Raw genomic sequence first — 15,742 nt, 5'->3', positions numbered from 1 at the left:
GATCGAATAATCCTTGTAAGAACAAGGGATCCGCAAAATTTTAAAAAGTTAATCCACAAAGTTATCCACAGGCTCTGTGGATAGAAAAATAAATATTAGGTGGTATATAAAAGATGAGAAAATTTTTTGTTTTTTATGAAATTTTTTTAAATTTTGCATTGACAAGCTAATTATCGACCATTAAAATGCGCGCCCTATTCCTTGTGATACAAAGTTTATTCCTCCTTAGTTCAGTCGGTAGAACGGTGGACTGTTAATCCATATGTCGCTGGTTCAAGTCCAGCAGGAGGAGCCAATTTTTCTTTTGGTTTAGAGTTTGTTTGTCTCCTTTTACAAATTCTAAATTAGCAACCAAAAGATTTTGAGCCCATCATGTTGATGGGCTTTATTTTTAACTTCAAAATAGAATTCTGCTTCCGCCAGTTGAGATGGTTGTGCCGTATAACAAGCTCAAGGCAAAAAATAGCATTATTCCACCTGCGATTAGTTTCACGATGCTTTCGCTTTTTCCTTTCGTATTTTTTGAACTATACCAACGCCCTAAGTGAATTGCGGTATTTCGCGCATAACGTACAACTCCCGCGAAGGCTGACAGCATAAGTCCTGTGCCGAAAGACATAGCCAATACAGCTAAAATTCCCCAGCAATAAAGATCAAGCATATAAGCTAAAAATAAAACGAAAATTGCACCGCTACATGGTCGCATACCAATTGTTAGAATCACGAGAAATTGTGATTTTAGATTGGTTGCTTGTGCAGTTTGCGAGGGGCTTGGCAAATGTTGGTGTCCACAGCTACAAGTGTTTGGTTGAAAAATGCGGTTATTTTTCACAGCACTTTTTTCGTCTAGGGGGAGGGGATTTAGGGATTTAATGGTTAATTTAGATTTTTTACGATAGGCACGTAAACCTTGCCCAATCCAATAACAACCGAGAAATACCAATAATAGCAAGGCGGCTCGTTCTAACCAAAGCTGGCTTAATTTGAAATAACGTGATGATAGATTAAGCACCACAACGAGCAATGTTGTTGCTGTAATCGCGACAATGCCTTGCATTAAGGAAGAAAGTAAACTCAAGATAGTGCTTTGCTTTAATTGGTTTTCATGAGTGGAAAGATAGCTGGCGATAATAAATTTGCCGTGTCCTGGCCCGAGGGCATGAAGTACGCCGTAAACAAAGCTGGCAAAAATAAGCGTAATGCCTGCCTTGATGCTATTATTTTGAATTTGATGTAAATTTTCCGAAATAAGCTGATTAAAATCTTTTTGCCATGCAGCAATATGTAAGAAAAACCAAGGGGAAAAATAGCCAAGTAAGGCAAGTGCAATCACTAATAACACGAGCCCAGTTTTATATTTTTTCATTTCTACTCACATTGAATTATTATTTTTTGTGCGAACATCACACCTAAGGAATCATCTTCGTTCTTTTGGGATTTATCAAGTGAAGATGCGTAGGCTTGGATTTTTTCATCCACATTAGGTTCAATTAATTTTCCTTGGCAATTTTTCGGAAGTGCGGAAAAATCTACCGCACTTTTTGAGGTGTAAGTCATCGCCACATAATAAGTGGGATCGTAAGTTTGTAAGCTAAATGTATTTTTTTCTAACTGTTGTGGATGAGCGAGTGGAACATCAAAATAATATTGCAGTTGTAATCCTTGGATTTTTACGCCGTAATTTTTGGGGTGTGAAGAATATTTAATTTTATTGTTTTGAGCGTCATATAGATAGCTGAAATAATGTTCACTTACAACATTTCCCATGACATCATCGATGAGTTTTTGCTGATCATTTTTTGTTTTAGCCTGTTTCATATCATAAATAACCGCGGACGAACTTGGTTCATCAAGCGTCCATTTCATTGATAAGCCAGTGAGTTGATTATTTTCTATGATAGGCGTGGTTTGCATATCTATAAATGCATGGGGGTGAGCTAAAACACTACAACTAAAAAATAGACCGAGTAATAATGAATACGTTTTCATAAAAATCCTAATTATTTTGAACGTTAGCATTAGAAGTTGTTTATTCTACACGCAAAAACGAATTTTTCTGTCAAAAATGTTGATGTAAATCAAAAAAACTCTCAATAGCATTTCCTTTACCTTTCAATATTCAGTAACATAGCACCGTCAAGTAATTGCTTGATATTCATAAAGTTCCTAAATAAAATAATCATAAATATAGCTAAACTACTTTCCTGCCACCCGTTTCGGGTGGTTTTTTTTATCTATTATTTGCCTATTGTTAGGCAAATAAAGAAACTTCAAGTAAAATGACCGCACTTTTTTATTAGATAAAGGATAAATATGTCAACGCAATTTGTATATACGATGCATCGTGTCGGTAAAGTAGTGCCGCCGAAGCGTCATATTTTGAAAGATATTTCTTTAAGCTTTTTCCCTGGCGCTAAGATCGGGGTTTTAGGTTTAAATGGTGCGGGTAAATCAACCCTTTTACGCATCATGGCGGGCGTAGATAAAGAATTTGAAGGGGAAGCGCGTCCGCAGCCAGGAATTAAAATTGGGTATCTTCCGCAAGAGCCAAAATTAGAACCGCAACAAACCGTGCGAGAAGCCGTGGAAGAAGCAGTTTCTGAAGTGAAAAATGCACTTACTCGTTTAGATGAAGTGTATGCGCTTTATGCGGATCCCGATGCGGATTTCGATAAATTAGCGGCAGAACAAGCGAACCTTGAAGCCATCATTCAAGCGCATGATGGTCATAATTTAGATAACCAATTAGAGCGCGCAGCAGATGCATTACGTTTACCTGATTGGGATGCTAAAATCGAACATTTATCTGGTGGTGAGCGTCGCCGTGTAGCACTTTGTCGCTTATTACTCGAAAAACCAGACATGCTCTTATTAGACGAACCAACTAACCACTTAGATGCGGAATCTGTGGCGTGGTTAGAACGTTTCTTACATGACTACGAGGGCACTGTTGTCGCAATTACCCACGACCGTTATTTCTTAGATAACGTAGCGGGCTGGATCTTAGAGCTTGACCGAGGTGAGGGTATTCCTTGGGAAGGCAACTATTCTTCTTGGTTAGAGCAAAAAGAGAAACGCTTAGAACAAGAACAAGCGGCTGAAAATGCGCGTCAAAAATCCATTGCGAAAGAGTTGGAATGGGTGCGTCAAAATCCTAAAGGTCGCCAAGCGAAAAGCAAGGCGCGTATGGCTCGTTTTGATGAATTGACCTCTGGCGAATATCAAAAACGAAACGAGACGAACGAACTCTTTATTCCACCTGGTCCACGTTTGGGTGATAAAGTGATTGAAGTGCAAAACTTAACCAAATCTTATGGTGACCGCACTTTAATTGATGATTTATCATTTAGTATTCCAAAAGGGGCAATCGTTGGGATTATTGGGGCAAATGGTGCGGGTAAATCAACTTTATTCCGTATGTTGTCAGGTCAAGAACAACCAGATTCAGGTTCTGTGACAATGGGCGAAACCGTTGTACTTGCTTCGGTGGATCAATTCCGTGATTCAATGGATGACAAGAAAACCGTCTGGGAAGAAGTCTCTAACGGACAAGATATTCTCACTATCGGTAACTTTGAAATTCCAAGCCGTGCGTATGTGGGCCGTTTCAACTTCAAAGGCGTGGATCAACAAAAACGTGTGGGCGAATTATCGGGTGGTGAACGTGGTCGTTTACATTTAGCTAAACTTCTACAACGTGGTGGTAACGTGCTATTACTGGACGAACCAACCAATGACTTAGACGTTGAAACTTTACGTGCGTTAGAAAATGCGATCTTAGAATTCCCTGGTTGTGCAATGGTGATTTCCCATGACCGTTGGTTCTTAGACCGTATCGCAACACATATTTTAGATTACGGTGATGAAGGTAAAGTCACGTTCTATGAAGGTAACTTCTCAGACTACGAAGAGTGGAAAAAGAAAACCTTAGGCGATGCAGCCACTCAGCCACATCGTATTAAATATAAACGTATTGCGAAGTAATTTAGATTGAGAAAGTGCGGTTGATGTTGACGCACTTTTCTTACTTTTTTGGGAGTGATTATGCTAGTTTATTTACATATTTTTTTCGCCTTTTTAAGTTTTGCCTTGTTGGTGATTCGTGGCGCAATGCAACTTACTGACAAAAACTGGCGTTCGATAAAATTATTAAAAATTTTACCGCACTTATCAGATACCTTGTTGATTGTTTCTGGTGTCGTCATTTTATATCTCTTTGTTTTTAATATTGAATGGTGGTTGGTAGCTAAATTTGCATTACTGATTTTGTATATCGTGTTTGCAGCGAAATTTTTCAGTAAAAAAGTTTCTCAACCCAAAAGCATTTTCTTTTGGCTTGCTTGCGTAAGTTTTATTGGTGCGATGTTAATTGCCTATTTAAAATAAAACGATGCCATCTCGCCAACTTCAAATTTTAATCAGCAAAACTTTGCCGCTTGTGTCTGATAACGTATTGATTATCGGTGACAGCGGCATTGCTTTTTCTAAAGCAACGAATTTGCTCGGACAAGAATTTGAACATATTTTATTTGATGGACGAAATGGCATTCATCTTGAAGCACTGGCTATTGCAGCTGGAACACTGAAAATGGGCGGCACACTTTGTTTAGTGTTGTCCGATTGGGAAAATTTATCTCAGCAGCCTGATCAAGATAGTTTACGTTGGAATGGAAATCAGTCAGCAATCGCCACGCCTAATTTTATTGATCATTTTAAACAGTGCATTGAACGCTATCATTTCCCCATTTTAAGAGAGGAAAGTGCGGTTGAATTTCCTCCTGTTTTTTATTTTAACGAGCATCACAAAAATGCCACGTTGGCGCAACAACAAATTATCGAGACTATTTTACAAGCCGAGCAGGATATTTATTTTCTAACCGCCAAGCGGGGAAGAGGGAAATCCGCATTATTGGGGATGCTTGCTAACCGAATTCAGGCGCCAGTTTATCTCACTGCACCGAATAAAAGTGCGGTGCATTCGGTTATCGAATTTTCAGAAGGAGGAATTGAATTTATCGCGCCCGATGAATTGGCTACTAGATTACAAAATAAACCTGAATTTAGTCAATCTGCTTGGTTGCTCGTAGATGAAGCAGCTATGATCCCATTGCCTTTATTGCAAGAATATTCTCAATATTTTCAACATATTGTCTTCAGCACAACAATTCATAGCTACGAAGGAACGGGGCGTGGTTTCGAATTAAAATTTAAACGGAAAATTCACCGCACTTTTCAGCATTTTGAGCCTAAACAGCCCCTACGTTGGCAAGAAAATGATCCGTTAGAACATTTTATTGATGATCTTTTGTTGCTAAATGCCGAAGATGATTTTCAGCAATTTCCTTTTCAGCCTCATCTCCCTTATCAAATTCGAGAATTACAAAAAACACCTCATATTGCAGATTTTTATGGCTTAATGACATTGGCGCATTATCGAACATCACCACTCGATCTTCGCCGTTTACTTGATGGAGAAAATCAACGTTTTTATTTTGCCGAATATCAACAGAATTGGCTCGGTGCAATTTGGGCATTAGAAGAAGGAAATATGGCTGATGATGAGTTGATTATTCAAATTCAACAAGGCAAACGTCGTCCGAAAGGGAATCTTGTTCCACAGGCATTATGTTTCCATGAAAATCTGTCCCAAGCCTGTAAATTACGTTCCTTACGCATTTCTCGTATAGCGGTTCAGCCAAATTGGCAAAAACAGGGTATTGGTCAAAATCTAATGAAATTTATGAAAAATTCAGAAGTTGATTTTCTTTCAGTGAGTTTTGGCTACACTGACGAACTCGTAAAATTTTGGCAAAAGTGCGGTTTTGTTTTGGTGCATTTAGGTGAGCATCAAGAAGCTAGCAGTGGTTGTTATTCAGCGATAGCCCTTAAAGGTATTTCCAAAGAAGGCTTGGCTTTAGTTGATACTGCGCACAAACAATTTCAGCGTAATATCCCTTTATCTTTTCATCCGTTCGCCATAAATCTTGAGCAAAATCAGCTTGATTGGCAGCTTGATGAGTTCGATTGGGTGAGCTTAAAAAACTTCGCTAATTTTCACCGCACTTTATTTTCGAGCATTCCTGCGATGAGGCGTTTATTAAAATTAGCGGGCAAAGAAAATTTCCCATTAATTTCCACTTATTTAACAAAAAAACAACTTCCCATTAACAAGAAAAAAGGCGTAGAATGGCTACGTTTAGAAATTAAACAATATTTAGAACGAGGAACTTTATGACAGAACAAACTGAGAAGCCAAAATGTTGGTTTAAGCGTGCACTTGAAAAATATGATAATTTCATTAAAGAATGGGGATTGGATCAACCTAATTGTAGTTGCGTGCCTATGTCAGCAACAGAAGATGAAAATGGTAATTTGAAGAAAGAAGAATCTCCTTTAAAGAAATAAACATTAACTGTTTTTTTAAACAGTAAATTTATTGAAAAATAAGTCAAATTCCAGTACACTATGCGTCAATTTTTATACAAGATTGGCGCATTATTTATATTTATGAAAACGGCTTTTTTCCAACCTGATATTCCTACCCAACCCAATGATCACAAAATTTTAGGCAATGTATTACCCGGCGCAGATGCATTGGCGATTAGTGAAATTGCAGAGCAAAATCAAAATTTAACCGTAGTGGTGACACCAGATACACGAAGTGCGGTGCGTTTATCACGTGTTTTATCGGAATTAAGCAGTCAAAATGTATGTCTTTTTCCTGATTGGGAAACGTTGCCTTATGATACGTTTTCTCCCCATCAAGAAATTATTTCCTCTCGTTTAAGTGCGCTTTTCCATTTACAAAATGCGAAAAAAGGTATTTTCTTATTGCCGATTTCGACATTAATGCAACGCCTTTGCCCGCCACAATATTTACAACACAATGTGCTTCTGATTAAAAAAGGTGATCGTTTGGTCATTGATAAAATGCGCTTACAATTAGAAGCAGCGGGCTATCGTGCTGTGGAGCAAGTATTAGAACATGGTGAATATGCTGTTCGTGGAGCTTTGTTGGATCTTTTCCCAATGGGAAGTGCGGTGCCTTTTCGCCTCGATTTTTTTGATGATGAAATTGATTCGATTCGCACTTTTGATGTGGATACGCAGCGTACTCTTGATGAAATTAACTCAATTAATCTTTTGCCGGCTCACGAATTTCCAACGGATGACAAAGGGATTGAATTTTTCCGTGCGCAATTTCGTGAAACTTTTGGTGAAATTCGCCGAGATCCTGAACATATTTATCAGCAAATCAGTAAAGGTACCTTGATTTCTGGCATTGAATATTGGCAGCCACTTTTCTTTGCTGAAATGACGACGTTGTTTGATTATTTGCCAGAACAAACGCTGTTTGTGGATATGGAAAACAATCAAACGCAAGGCGAGCGTTTTTATCAAGATGCAAAACAGCGTTATGAACAACGTAAAGTAGATCCCATGCGTCCGCTTTTATCGCCTGAAAAATTATGGCTTAATGTAGATGAAGTCAATCGCCGATTGAAATCTTATCCGCGCATTACATTTAAAGCGGAAAAAGTGCGGTCATCGGTACGCCAGAAAAATTTACCTGTTGCCGCTTTACCAGAAGTGACCATTCAATCCCAGCAAAAAGAACCATTGGGACAATTACGTCAATTTATTGAGCATTTTAAAGGAAATGTACTGTTTTCTGTGGAGACGGAAGGTCGCCGAGAGACTTTGCTTGATTTGCTTTCACCCTTAAAACTCAAGCCAAAACAAATTCAATCATTAGAGCAGGCTGAAAATGAAAAATTTAGCTTGTTAGTCAGTTCTCTTGAACAAGGTTTTATTATTGAACAATCGCTTCCTGTTGCGATTATTGGTGAAGCTAATTTACTTGGCGAGCGCGTTCAACAACGTTCTAGAGACAAACGTAAAACAATTAATCCAGATACGCTTGTGCGCAATCTTGCCGAACTGAAAATAGGGCAGCCAGTTGTGCATCTTGATCATGGTGTGGGGCGTTATGGCGGTTTGGTCACCTTAGATACAGGCGGCATTAAAGCAGAATATTTGCTACTAAATTATGCAAATGAATCGAAACTTTATGTGCCAGTGACTTCATTACATTTGATTAGCCGCTATGTTGGTGGCTCTGATGAAAGTGCGCCATTACATAAATTGGGTAACGAGGCTTGGGCGAAATCACGCCAAAAAGCAGCGGAGAAAATTCGTGATGTGGCGGCCGAGTTATTAGATGTTTACGCACAACGTGAAGCGAAGAAAGGCTTTGCCTTTAAATATGATCGTGAAGAATTTCAACAATTTGCCGCAACTTTTCCTTTTGAAGAAACTTACGATCAGGAAATGGCAATTAATGCGGTAATTTCGGATATGTGCCAGCCTAAGGCAATGGATCGCCTTGTTTGCGGCGATGTAGGTTTTGGTAAAACTGAAGTGGCAATGCGCGCTGCGTTTTTGGCTGTGATGAATCATAAGCAAGTAGCAGTGCTAGTGCCAACCACACTGTTAGCCCAACAGCATTATGAGAATTTTAAAGATCGTTTTGCGAATTTGCCTGTGAACGTAGAAGTGTTATCGCGTTTCAAGACTGCAAAAGAACAAAAACAAATTCTGGAAAACCTTGTAGAAGGCAAAGTCGATATACTGATTGGTACCCATAAATTAATTCAATCAGATGTCAAATTTAGCGATCTTGGTTTGTTGATTATTGATGAAGAACACCGTTTTGGTGTAGGGCAAAAAGAGAAAATCAAACAGCTTCGTGCGAATATCGATATTCTTACGCTAACAGCAACGCCAATTCCTCGAACGCTCAATATGGCGATGAATGGCATTCGTGATCTGTCCATTATTTCTACGCCTCCTGCGCGCCGATTAAGTATTAAAACCTTCGTCCGACAGAATGACGATCTTGTTGTACGAGAAGCGATTTTGCGTGAAATCTTGCGTGGCGGGCAGGTTTATTATCTCCACAATGATGTCGCAAGCATTGAAAATACAGCAGAAAAACTGACCGCACTTGTGCCAGAGGCGCGAGTGATTGTGGGGCATGGACAAATGCGAGAACGTGAGTTAGAACGTGTGATGAGTGATTTTTATCATCAGCGTTATAACGTCTTAGTTTGTTCAACCATTATCGAAACAGGTATTGATGTGCCAACGGCAAATACCATCATTATTGAACGAGCGGATCATTTTGGATTAGCTCAGTTGCATCAATTACGTGGACGAGTCGGGCGTTCACATCATCAGGCTTATGCTTATTTGCTTACGCCACCGCCAAAAATGATGACAAAAGATGCTGAACGCCGTCTAGATGCGTTGGAAAATCTTGATAACCTTGGTGCAGGTTTTATCTTGGCAACCCACGATTTAGAGATTCGTGGCGCTGGCGAATTACTCGGAAACGAACAAAGCGGACAAATTGAAAGCATCGGTTTTTCGCTTTATATGGAATTATTGGATGCGGCGGTTAAAGCGTTAAAAGAAGGGCGTGAGCCATCATTAGAAGAATTGACGCAACAACAAGCGGATATTGAATTACGCGTGCCTGCTTTATTGCCAGATGATTATCTAGGTGATGTGAATATGCGTTTATCCTTTTATAAACGTATTGCTGCAGCAGAGAGTAAATCAGAATTGGACGAGTTAAAAGTTGAGTTAATAGATCGATTCGGATTATTGCCTGATGCGACAAAAAATCTACTGCAAATTGCAGAATTGCGTTTGTTGGTTGAGCCGTTGAAAGTTGTTCGAATTGATGCCGGAACACAAGGCGGTTTTATTGAGTTTTCACCAAAAGCACAAGTGAATCCAGATAAATTTATTCAATTAATTCAAAAAGAACCTATTGTGTATCGATTTGATGGTCCATTGAAATTTAAGTTCATGAAAGACCTATCTGATAACAAAGTGCGGTTAGAATTTGTGGTAGATTTGTTGAAAGCAATTGCTTCATAAAAAAGAAGTCCGATCATAATGATCGGACTTTTTGTTTATATCTTCGGTGGAAGAATTATTGTACTAATAAGTAAAAATTGTTGTCTCCACGTAAAATATTTAAGGCTACAGCTGATGGTTCATCATCAAGCGCTTTACTTAATTCAGCCGTGTTTTCAACCAGTTGACGGTTTATACCAATAATAATATCGCCAGCTTTTAAACCACGTTGGGCTGCAAGCGAGTTCGGTTGAACTTTGGTAATTTCAATCCCTTTGATGCCTTTTGCATCATAGTTTTTCAATGTTGCGCCATCTAACGCAGGTAATTCCGTTTTAGAGGAAAGTTGATTTCCATCATCTGCTTGTAATTTCACTTTAACATCGTGAGATTTACCATCGCGTAAGTAAGTTAAACTAATCTCTTTTCCTGCACCTGAGGTGGCAATTTTTGCACGCATTTCTGCGAAACTTGAGATTTTTTGACCATTCATCGCCGTGATAATATCTCCCGCTTTAATGCCAGCTTTTTCAGCAGCTGATTTAGGTAATACTTCACTCACAAATGCACCTTGTTGTGCGCTCACACTAAAGGCTTTAGCTAAATCAGCATTGAGCTCGCCACCTTTAATACCCAGCAATCCTCGGCGTACTTCACCAAATTCTAAAATTTGTTGCACTAAGTTATTTGCTTGATTACTTGGAATCGCAAAGGCAATTCCTGCATTACCACCGCTTGGCGAAATAATCGCAGTGTTGATACCAATGAGTTCTCCATTTAGGTTGACTAATGCACCACCTGAATTACCGCGATTTACAGCAGCATCGGTTTGAATATAGTTTTCATAAGCACCGCTATCAGAGCCAGTTGAGCGACCTAATGCAGAAACAATGCCTGATGTAACAGTTTGACCTAAACCAAATGGATTACCAATTGCAATAGTAAAATCGCCTACGCGTAATTTATCTGAATCAGCAAATTTGATTTCTGTTAAATTACTTGGTTTTTCAAGTTGAACTAATGCAATATCTGATTGCTCATCTTTACCCACTAATTTGGCTTTAAACTCACGGCCATCTTGTAATTGCACGGTAATTTTATCAGCCCCATCAATAACATGATTATTTGTTAAAACATAACCTTTGCTTGCATTGATAATAACGCCAGAACCTAAACCACGGAAGTTACGTTTTGATTCACTGCGTCCACCAAATTGTTCAGCAAAACGATCGCCGAAGAAGAATTTAAATTCCTCAGGAATATCGTCTTGGAAAGGAGAACGTGAATCAACTTTTGCTTTTCCTTCAACAGAAAGTGTCACCACTGCAGGTTGAACTTTTTCTAACATCGGTGCCAAACTATTTTGCTCTGAAATGAAGCTTGGTAAATCGGCTTGAGCCACAAATGGTGTACTCAAGACACTTAATCCGAGAGCAATACTGCTTAATACAAAACGTGTTTTTTTCATAAAATACTCCAAAATAGATTTCAGATAACGTGGTCTATGAGACAAAGAAATAAAAAAAATGTTCAATCATGGATTTATTTCTCGTATTTATTGAACGTTTCTAAAGGAAATCGGAGCAGTACAAAAACGCCTTACAAGTAGCAAATTCTGCAAATTTATGGTCTAATATGCAGAATTTTCTAGTCAGTAAAAAGGTCAAAAAATGAGCTGGATTAACCGAATTTTTAGTAAAAGTCCGTCTTCTTCTACTCGAAAAGCAAATGTGCCGGAAGGCGTGTGGACAAAATGTACTTCTTGTGAACAAGTACTTTATAGTGAAGAACTCAAACGTAATCTTTATGTTTGCCCGAAATGCGGTCATCATATGCGTATTGATGCACGTGAGCGTTTATTAAAATTATTGGACGAAGGTTCAAGCCAAGAAATTGCGGCAGATTTAGAACCAAAAGATATTTTAAAATTTAAAGATTTAAAGAAATATAAAGATCGTATCAGTGCGGCGCAAAAAGAAACGGGTGAAAAAGATGCGTTAATTACCATGACTGGTACGCTTTATAATATGCCAATTGTTGTGGCTGCATCGAACTTTGCTTTTATGGGCGGTTCAATGGGTTCTGTAGTTGGTGCAAAATTTGTTAAAGCGGCTGAAAAAGCAATAGAAATGAATTGTCCGTTTGTGTGTTTCTCTGCAAGTGGTGGTGCACGTATGCAGGAAGCATTGTTCTCTTTAATGCAAATGGCAAAAACCAGTGCAGTGCTTGCCCAAATGCGTGAAAAAGGTGTGCCGTTTATTTCGGTATTAACGGATCCGACCTTAGGTGGCGTATCAGCAAGTTTTGCGATGTTAGGTGATTTAAATATTGCCGAGCCAAAAGCTTTAATTGGGTTTGCGGGGCCGCGTGTTATTGAGCAAACGGTGCGTGAAAAACTCCCAGAAGGTTTTCAACGTAGTGAGTTTTTACTTGAGAAAGGGGCAATTGATATGATCGTAAAACGTTCAGAAATGCGTAAAACTTTAGCAAGTGTACTGAGTAAATTAACGAATCAACCTTCTCCTTTTGTAGAACCTGAACTTATTTCAGAAGATGAATAATATGCAACTAAAAGCCACTTCGCCACTCGCTGAGTGGCTTTCTTATTTAGAAAAAAGCCATTTTAAACCTATTGATCTTGGTTTAGATCGTATTCAATCCGTGGCAGAAAAATTAAATTTACTTCATCCCGCACCTTATGTGATAACTGTGGGGGGGACGAATGGTAAAGGCACAACTTGCCGTTTGTTAGAAACGATTCTGCTTAATCACGGATTACGTGTGGGCGTGTATTCTTCGCCTCATTTACTACGTTATAACGAGCGAGTACGCATTCAAAATCAAGATTTACCCGATGAAGCGCATACTGCCTCTTTTGCTTTTATTGATGAAAACAAAACAGAATCGCTGACTTATTTTGAATTTAGCACCCTTTCTGCCTTGCATTTATTTAAGCAAGCGAAATTAGATGTGGTGATTTTAGAAGTCGGTTTGGGCGGCCGTTTAGATGCGACCAATATTGTGGATAGCCATCTTGCTGTGATTACTAGCATCGATATTGATCACACCGATTTTCTTGGGGATAGCAGAGAGGCCATTGCTTTTGAAAAAGCAGGAATTTTCCGCGAAAATTGCCCTGTCGTGATTGGCGAACCTAATGTTCCGCAAACAATGTTAGATCAGGCTGAAAAATTACATTGCCAAGTTGCTCGTCGTGATGTGGATTGGTCATTTGAGCAAAATGCTGAAAATTGGCAATGGCAAAATAAAAAAGTGCAGTTAGAAAATTTGCCGTTTTGTCAGATTCCATTGGCGAATGCCGCAACGGCTCTTGCAGCCGTTCAATGTTTACCTTTCGATATTTCAGAACAGACTTTGCGAAAATCTCTGCAAGAGGTAGAACTGGTTGGTCGTTTTCAAACAATAAAAGCAGATAGACGTGAAAAATTAGCGGATTATCTTGGCGTACCAGTTGAAACCTTGCCAAAAATCATCGTTGATGTGGGGCATAATCCTCATGCCGCAAAATATTTATCTGAAAAATTGACCGCACTTAAACATAGCATAGAGGGCAAAATTATTGCCGTATGTGGGATGCTCAAAGACAAAGATGCAAATGGGGTATTTGCGCATTTAACGCCTATTATTGATGAATGGCATTGTGTAACCTTAGGTGGCTATCGCGGGCAGTCAGGCGATGAATTAGCTGATAAACTGAAAAGTCATTTCCCACATGTTCAAGCTAGATCTGATAATTCTGTTATGGATGGTGTAAGTACAGCACTCAAAAGTGCGGTAAAAAATGATGTTGTTTTAGTCTTTGGATCTTTCCACACCGTAGCCGAATTTTGGTCGGTTGTAGAGTAAATATCAATTGACCTTATTTATTGGGGAGGGCAGTGGTTCTGGCTCTCCCAAAAAATAAGGCTCAACGCCTAATATCAAATCCAAAACCGCTTTTATACGTGCAAAAACTTCTCTTATTCGAGTAGATAGATGTAATTCAGGTTGTTTTGCTACAAAACAAATCGCATCAATATCATGTGCTTTAGCAATTAAAAGTGCGCGTTCGCAATGAAATTTTTGGCTGACAATCGTAAATGCTTGTACTTGGAAAATTTTATCTGCTCGGATAACGGAATCTAGCGTACGGAAACCAGCAAAATCACGGAACATAGAGGCTTCAGATACGCCCATTTTTCGTAAATCACGAAACATCGCTCTTGGTTCATTATATTGGACCGTGCGATTATCGCCACTTAATAAAAGGTAATTGACTTTTTGATGATGGATCAATTCTTTTGCAGCAGCTAAACGATACTCGTAATAAGCATTAGGTTTTCCACCAATAATATATTTCGATGTGCCCAGAACAAGAGCATATGCGCGAGGGGGGAGTTCATCAATATTCGTGAATACCTTATCACGCACATAAAAACTTACGCCTTTATCGACAAGCAAGCAAAGCATAATCAGTGCAAAGATTGTATAGAGCGATATACGAAAAAGTGCGGTTAATTTTGATGGTAATTTTTTTATTATCATGCCTGTAAACATAATGAAAAATTCCCCGCACTTCAAGGGGAATTTGATGGATTTTATGAATTGCATTGATGTGTGATAATTTAGCCGTTTAGACGGCTAAAATTTCTTGACAACCTAATCGACTTACTGATAGTTTAAGTGCCATTCTCATTATTACAATAGGTTTCCAATGTCTGTGCAAAATGTAGTGCTTTTTGACACACAGCCTTTAACCATGACGCTTGGTGGCAAGCTTTCCCATATCAATGTTGCGTATCAAACTTACGGTACGCTCAATGCTGAAAAAAATAATGCGGTATTAATTTGCCACGCTTTGACTGGCGATGCTGAGCCTTATTTTGATGACGGCCGCGATGGCTGGTGGCAGAATTTTATGGGCAAAGGTTTAGCATTGGATACAGACCGTTATTTTTTTATTAGCTCGAACGTATTAGGTGGTTGCAAAGGTACAACCGGGCCTTCATCGATTAATCCGCAAACGGGTAAACCTTATGGTAGCCAATTTCCTAATATCGTTGTGCAAGATATTGTCAAAGTACAAAAAGCCTTGCTTGATCATCTGGGTATTAGCCATTTAAAAGCTATTATTGGTGGATCTTTTGGTGGCATGCAAGCGAATCAATGGGCGATTGATTATCCTGATTTTATGGATAATATCGTAAATCTTTGCTCATCGATTTATTTTAGTGCTGAAGCAATAGGTTTTAACCATGTTATGCGTCAATCGGTAATTAATGACCCTAATTTTAATGGTGGCGATTACTATGAGGGTACACCGCCGGATCAAGGGTTATCTATTGCGCGTATGCTAGGTATGCTGACTTACCGCACTGATTTACAGCTTGCAAAAGCTTTTGGAAGAGCAACAAAATCAGATGGCAGTTTTTGGGGCGATTACTTTCAAGTTGAATCCTACCTTTCTTATCAAGGCAAAAAATTTTTAGAACGTTTTGATGCCAATAGTTATTTACATTTGTTACGTGCGTTGGATATGTATGATCCAAGCATAGGGTATGAAAATGTTAAAGAGGCATTGTCACGCATTAAAGCGCGCTATACGTTGGTTTCTGTGACAACGGATCAACTTTTTAAACCGATTGACCTTTATAAAACTAAACAGCTTTTAGAACAAAGTGGAGTCGATCTACATTTTTACGAATTCCCATCAGATTATGGACATGATGCGTTTTTAGTGGATTATGATCAGTTTGAAAAACGAATTAGAGATGGTTTGGCGGGTAATTAATTAGTCATAAAAAAGTGCGGTGAA

Annotated in this window: 12 protein-coding genes and 1 tRNA gene; 9 read left to right on the top strand and 4 right to left on the bottom strand. The window is 38.9% G+C overall.

Annotation, left to right across the window (positions count from 1 at the left end; genetic code table 11):
• Positions 1–219 precede the first annotated feature (219 nt).
• Positions 220–295: transfer RNA gene (locus A8M50_RS03010), tRNA-Asn, on the top strand.
• Positions 296–397: 102 nt separating this feature from the next.
• On the opposite strand, the gene zevB is transcribed toward A8M50_RS03010, so the two are convergent.
• Entirely contained in the window at positions 398–1,366 is a 969-nt protein-coding gene (gene zevB / locus A8M50_RS03005) for a zinc transporter permease subunit ZevB (RefSeq protein WP_005646611.1), read from the bottom strand.
• A 2-nt stretch (positions 1,367–1,368) separates the two neighbouring features.
• A complete protein-coding gene (gene zevA / locus A8M50_RS03000; RefSeq protein WP_032826593.1) occupies positions 1,369–1,989 on the bottom strand; it encodes a zinc transporter binding subunit ZevA in 621 nt (206 codons plus the stop codon).
• 324 nt (positions 1,990–2,313) lie between these two features.
• Between zevA and ettA the strand changes: the two genes are divergently transcribed.
• From ettA to mfd, 5 genes are all read left to right on the top strand, one after another.
• The gene (ettA, locus tag A8M50_RS02995; protein ID WP_005646609.1) at positions 2,314–3,984 is read left to right on the top strand and encodes an energy-dependent translational throttle protein EttA; all 1,671 of its coding nucleotides are present in this window, start codon (positions 2,314–2,316) and stop codon (positions 3,982–3,984) included.
• A 60-nt stretch (positions 3,985–4,044) separates the two neighbouring features.
• Positions 4,045–4,386: a SirB2 family protein gene (locus A8M50_RS02990; protein ID WP_032826592.1), complete on the top strand. Its 342-nt coding sequence runs from the start codon at positions 4,045–4,047 to the stop codon at positions 4,384–4,386.
• A gap of 4 nt (positions 4,387–4,390) precedes the next feature.
• Positions 4,391–6,235, top strand: coding sequence for a tRNA(Met) cytidine acetyltransferase TmcA (locus A8M50_RS02985; protein WP_005646479.1), 1,845 nt, complete (start codon positions 4,391–4,393; stop codon positions 6,233–6,235).
• Positions 6,232–6,405 carry a DUF5363 family protein gene (locus tag A8M50_RS08950; protein WP_005646606.1) on the top strand — a complete coding sequence of 58 codons (174 nt, stop codon included), beginning with the start codon at positions 6,232–6,234 and terminating at the stop codon, positions 6,403–6,405. Before A8M50_RS02985 ends, A8M50_RS08950 begins: the two co-directional genes overlap by 4 nt.
• 102 nt (positions 6,406–6,507) lie before the next feature.
• Complete coding sequence (mfd, locus tag A8M50_RS02980) at positions 6,508–9,948, top strand: transcription-repair coupling factor (RefSeq protein WP_032826600.1); 3,441 nt, start codon at positions 6,508–6,510, stop codon at positions 9,946–9,948.
• A gap of 55 nt (positions 9,949–10,003) precedes the next feature.
• Here the strand turns inward: mfd and A8M50_RS02975 are convergent, their stop codons facing one another.
• Positions 10,004–11,395, bottom strand: a complete 1,392-nt coding sequence (locus A8M50_RS02975; protein ID WP_005646613.1) for a DegQ family serine endoprotease — start codon at positions 11,393–11,395, stop codon at positions 10,004–10,006.
• 202 nt (positions 11,396–11,597) lie between these two features.
• Between A8M50_RS02975 and accD the strand changes: the two genes are divergently transcribed.
• Together accD and folC are read left to right on the top strand one after the other, a co-directional pair.
• Complete coding sequence (accD, locus tag A8M50_RS02970) at positions 11,598–12,488, top strand: acetyl-CoA carboxylase, carboxyltransferase subunit beta (protein WP_005646488.1); 891 nt, start codon at positions 11,598–11,600, stop codon at positions 12,486–12,488.
• A 1-nt stretch (position 12,489) separates the two neighbouring features.
• Positions 12,490–13,794, top strand: coding sequence for a bifunctional tetrahydrofolate synthase/dihydrofolate synthase (gene folC, locus A8M50_RS02965; protein ID WP_005646582.1), 1,305 nt, complete (start codon positions 12,490–12,492; stop codon positions 13,792–13,794).
• A 3-nt stretch (positions 13,795–13,797) separates the two neighbouring features.
• Here the strand turns inward: folC and A8M50_RS02960 are convergent, their stop codons facing one another.
• Positions 13,798–14,484 carry a SanA/YdcF family protein gene (locus A8M50_RS02960; RefSeq protein ID WP_005646669.1) on the bottom strand — a complete coding sequence of 229 codons (687 nt, stop codon included), beginning with the start codon at positions 14,482–14,484 and terminating at the stop codon, positions 13,798–13,800.
• Between the two features lie 157 nt (positions 14,485–14,641).
• Between A8M50_RS02960 and metX the strand changes: the two genes are divergently transcribed.
• On the top strand, positions 14,642–15,718 hold the full coding sequence (gene metX, locus A8M50_RS02955; RefSeq protein WP_005646591.1) for a homoserine O-acetyltransferase MetX: 1,077 nt from the start codon (positions 14,642–14,644) through the stop codon (positions 15,716–15,718).
• Positions 15,719–15,742: the final 24 nt, after the last annotated feature.

This window comes from Haemophilus haemolyticus (assembly GCF_001679045.1).
Taxonomy (GTDB): domain Bacteria; phylum Pseudomonadota; class Gammaproteobacteria; order Enterobacterales; family Pasteurellaceae; genus Haemophilus; species Haemophilus haemolyticus.
The sequence above is the reverse complement of the archived record's forward strand: the minus strand, read 5'-3'. Positions and strand labels throughout refer to the sequence as shown.